At 40.6% G+C, this 2,923-nt stretch carries 6 protein-coding genes; 3 read left to right on the forward strand and 3 right to left on the reverse strand.

Going from position 1 to position 2,923, the window contains the following annotated elements; translation table 11 throughout:
• Positions 1–143: 143 nt before the first annotated feature.
• Positions 144–653 carry a phage portal protein gene (locus DNJ75_RS14535; protein WP_117004155.1) on the reverse strand — a complete coding sequence of 170 codons (510 nt, stop codon included), beginning with the start codon at positions 651–653 and terminating at the stop codon, positions 144–146.
• Positions 653–919: a hypothetical protein gene (locus DNJ75_RS14540; protein ID WP_117004156.1), complete on the reverse strand. Its 267-nt coding sequence runs from the start codon at positions 917–919 to the stop codon at positions 653–655. The genes DNJ75_RS14535 and DNJ75_RS14540 overlap by 1 nt, the downstream gene beginning before the upstream one ends.
• A 141-nt stretch (positions 920–1,060) precedes the next feature.
• On the opposite strand from DNJ75_RS14540, the gene DNJ75_RS14545 reads away from it, so the two are divergent.
• Genes DNJ75_RS14545 through DNJ75_RS14555 form a run of 3 tightly spaced genes read left to right on the forward strand, consistent with a single transcriptional unit; the run spans position 1,061 to position 2,048 of the window.
• Entirely contained in the window at positions 1,061–1,327 is a 267-nt protein-coding gene (locus tag DNJ75_RS14545) for a BrnT family toxin (protein WP_117004157.1), read from the forward strand.
• Entirely contained in the window at positions 1,320–1,664 is a 345-nt protein-coding gene (locus tag DNJ75_RS14550) for a hypothetical protein (RefSeq protein ID WP_117004158.1), read from the forward strand. Before DNJ75_RS14545 ends, DNJ75_RS14550 begins: the two co-directional genes overlap by 8 nt.
• Before the next feature lie 57 nt (positions 1,665–1,721).
• Positions 1,722–2,048: a type II toxin-antitoxin system HicB family antitoxin gene (locus DNJ75_RS14555; protein ID WP_117004159.1), complete on the forward strand. Its 327-nt coding sequence runs from the start codon at positions 1,722–1,724 to the stop codon at positions 2,046–2,048.
• A gap of 23 nt (positions 2,049–2,071) precedes the next feature.
• Here DNJ75_RS14555 and DNJ75_RS14560 read toward each other — a convergent pair whose 3' ends face one another.
• Positions 2,072–2,602, reverse strand: coding sequence for a terminase gpA endonuclease subunit (locus DNJ75_RS14560; protein ID WP_157968389.1), 531 nt, complete (start codon positions 2,600–2,602; stop codon positions 2,072–2,074).
• Positions 2,603–2,923 lie beyond the last annotated feature (321 nt).

Here is a 2,923-nt window from a genome sequence, read left to right on the forward strand (position 1 = left end):
ACATTGAGCTGTTGGTGGTCGTGTTATTGCTCTTGTCATGCTTGGTTAAAGCCTATCAACATCCATTTTTGGTAAGTATACAGGGGAACTAGCACATAATCACGCTGTCATCAATGCGTAAGTCCTAAATATTGCACAACATTTTATTTAACTCCCTGAAACACAAATAGAGCCTCAATTAATTGCAATTGTAGCTGCCCATCGATCACGTGTTTAAGCACAAAAAACTCACCGTCACGCAATAACGAGCGCACGCAAGATAATTGCACGTCGATCAGTGATAACTGTCCGGTGACATCACAGCGTCCACGACGTGCCCAACGAGAAAAGCTAAGCTCAGTCTTATTGTTTAACGCGTCACTTTTGCTTTTACACTGTATACGAATGCCTTTGTGCCCAATAATATTGGTGCACGCCATTGAAATATAGCCTTTGACGTAATCATTATTGGCATATGCTTCACGCGCACGACGCAAAATGGCACTGGATTGTGACTCAATCATCTCATCGATATCACCACCTGAGAAAATATCCCGTACCAGATTGGAGCGCGCTGCCTCATACATCCGCTTTTGCATCACATTGTACGTCTTGCGCTGCAACGCATGCTGTGCTTTTGTTTTATCCTGTTTAAAAAGTGACAATAATCCCATTAACGCACCCTAAACCCTGTTGACATAAAGCTATTTGCTTTTTTACTTTTTTTATCTTGCTTAATAAGCTCCAACTGATTAATCGCAAAAACAAGCCGTGATTCCTCCGCGCGCAAGTCTTTCATCTCGCGATAGGTAACCGAATTACCCGCAGCGCTATAAGTACCAATATGCGCATTACTAATCGCTTTATTGATTGATGCGCGAATGCCCTCTAATTCAGCATATTTCTGCGCTAATTCTGTTTCAATATCCATAAAAAGCATAAGACCCCCATCTTTGTTAAGGATATTGTATGCGTAGGGATAGGGGGAGTTTGTGTAAACTTAACGTATTTGCTAAAACATCTTGATATATACTGAGTATTTACTAGAATAACTACAGATACGAAATAACGTCAGCGTTAAATGTTTGAATGGGATGAAAAGAAAAATAAACAGCTCAAGCAGGAAAGACATATCTCATTTGAGCAGATTGTTACGGCAATTGAAAATGGTGATTTACTAGCGATTGACGATAATGTTAATCACCCTAACCAAAGCATTCTGCGCGTTCGTATTGGTGACTATGTTTACTCTGTTGCCACAGAACAGCGTAACAATAACCTAAGGTTGATTACCGCTTATGCAGACCGTAAGCAAACTAAACGATTTGGAGGCGATACAAATGCGTAATACATCCCAAAAAAATAACATAAAAGCACTTGATGTCATTGAAGAAACTATTATGCAAGCTGATAAGCGCGGGGAATACAAGCCCATCGCGGAGGATGAGTTTAAAACACGCAAAGCACAGCTTGAGCAAATGGCTAAAGCAACCATGCAAAAAGTCAGAAAGCCAATTTCTTTTAAGCCAGACCCAACAACGCTTGCTGCTTTTAAAGAAAAGGCTGAGCATGAGGGCTTACCTTACCAGACGTTACTTAACTTCTTGATGAAGCAATATGTTGATGGGAATTTCAAGCTTGCCATTGTTAACAACCAAGGCACTTCTCATCGTTTGCAAAAATAAACCCTATCAAGTAAAGCAAGTGCTATTAGCCATCAAAAAATTGGAGGACATGCAAAAATGAATGCCGATCACTACACTTATCGCGTCACTTGGTCTGCTGATGATAATGAGTACATTGGCTTATGTGCTGAATTTCCATCCTTATCATGGCTCGACGCATCACCTGAAGCTGCTTTAAAAGGAATACGCACTACTGTCAGCAATGTCTTACTTGATATGCAATTATCTGGTGAAACCATTCCTGCACCGCTTTCTGAAAAGAAATACAGTGGATCATTCATGGTACGAATACCACCTGAAACACATCGTACCCTCGCAATTACAGCTGCTGAACAAGGCATTAGCCTTAATCGACTCGTTAGCTCAAAGCTCGCTTCACACTGAACTATTCGGAAACTCCGAACAGTTTAAAGCTTATAGCTTTTTTTAGCGCTCACTTTCTTGGGTTTGTCCTTTGTTTCTTTCAATAATTGCTGCCGTTTTAGGTTCAAATCAATATTCGTAATTCTCAATGCAGCCAGTGCGTAAATATAAGTATCTAATGCCTCGTTGCGCTTATCAGGGGCAACATTGTGCCATTCATACTTTGGGAATCCTTTTTGGTAACGCAGCAGGCGCTTTTTCGCAGTCAACTGCCCAAAATAGCGCTCATCACAAATATTAGCATCAAAATGGATCACGCTCGCACCTTGGCTATCATTGAGCTTTAAGCGATTGTACAAAATACTTTTGCCCTCATCGGTGCCAATGTTATATAAATCAAAGGCTTTTTTATTGGGCACACGCTTGCGACTGGGTGCGGATACAAAGAGATGCTCACCACCACGCCCTTTAATTGCAAACGGCAAGCCAATTCGACTATGGCGCACGTAGTCATATGCCTTAGATGTCATGTTATTGGTGCCGCCAGTATCAAGGCAAGCAAAGGATATAGGCAATTCCCAAGTTGGTAAATTTTTGATTACAAAGCATTCAAATCAAACTTTTTTTGCAATTTGATACCACTCAAACCCTTATTCCTACGTTCATTTTATGTCAAAATCACTTTTGTAGTGCCATAATATATATGTTTGCTATTGCTTATGCTTGCAAACTCTGATAGAGTCAATTCAATACAAAATACCGCTGCATAATTTATGTACATACGCAAAACAAAAACACGCACCATCGCTGATGTCACCTACTACAGCTATCGTTTAGTTGAAACGATGCGCATGGCAAGCGGCAAGGTGCGCCAAATTACACTCTTAAATCTAGGC

It is taken from the genome of Cysteiniphilum litorale (assembly GCF_003428165.1).
GTDB lineage: Bacteria > Pseudomonadota > Gammaproteobacteria > Francisellales > Francisellaceae > Caedibacter > Caedibacter litoralis.

Bases quoted from the DNA above. Each gene is read 5' to 3' on its own strand.
- DNJ75_RS14535 (WP_117004155.1), bottom strand. From the start codon at position 653: ATGGGATTATTGTCACTTTTTAAACAGGATAAAACAAAAGCACAGCAT.
- DNJ75_RS14540 (WP_117004156.1), bottom strand. From the start codon at position 919: ATGCTTTTTATGGATATTGAAACAGAATTAGCGCAGAAATATGCTGAA.
- DNJ75_RS14545 (WP_117004157.1), top strand. From the start codon at position 1,061: ATGTTTGAATGGGATGAAAAGAAAAATAAACAGCTCAAGCAGGAAAGA.
- DNJ75_RS14550 (WP_117004158.1), top strand. From the start codon at position 1,320: ATGCGTAATACATCCCAAAAAAATAACATAAAAGCACTTGATGTCATT.
- DNJ75_RS14555 (WP_117004159.1), top strand. From the start codon at position 1,722: ATGAATGCCGATCACTACACTTATCGCGTCACTTGGTCTGCTGATGAT.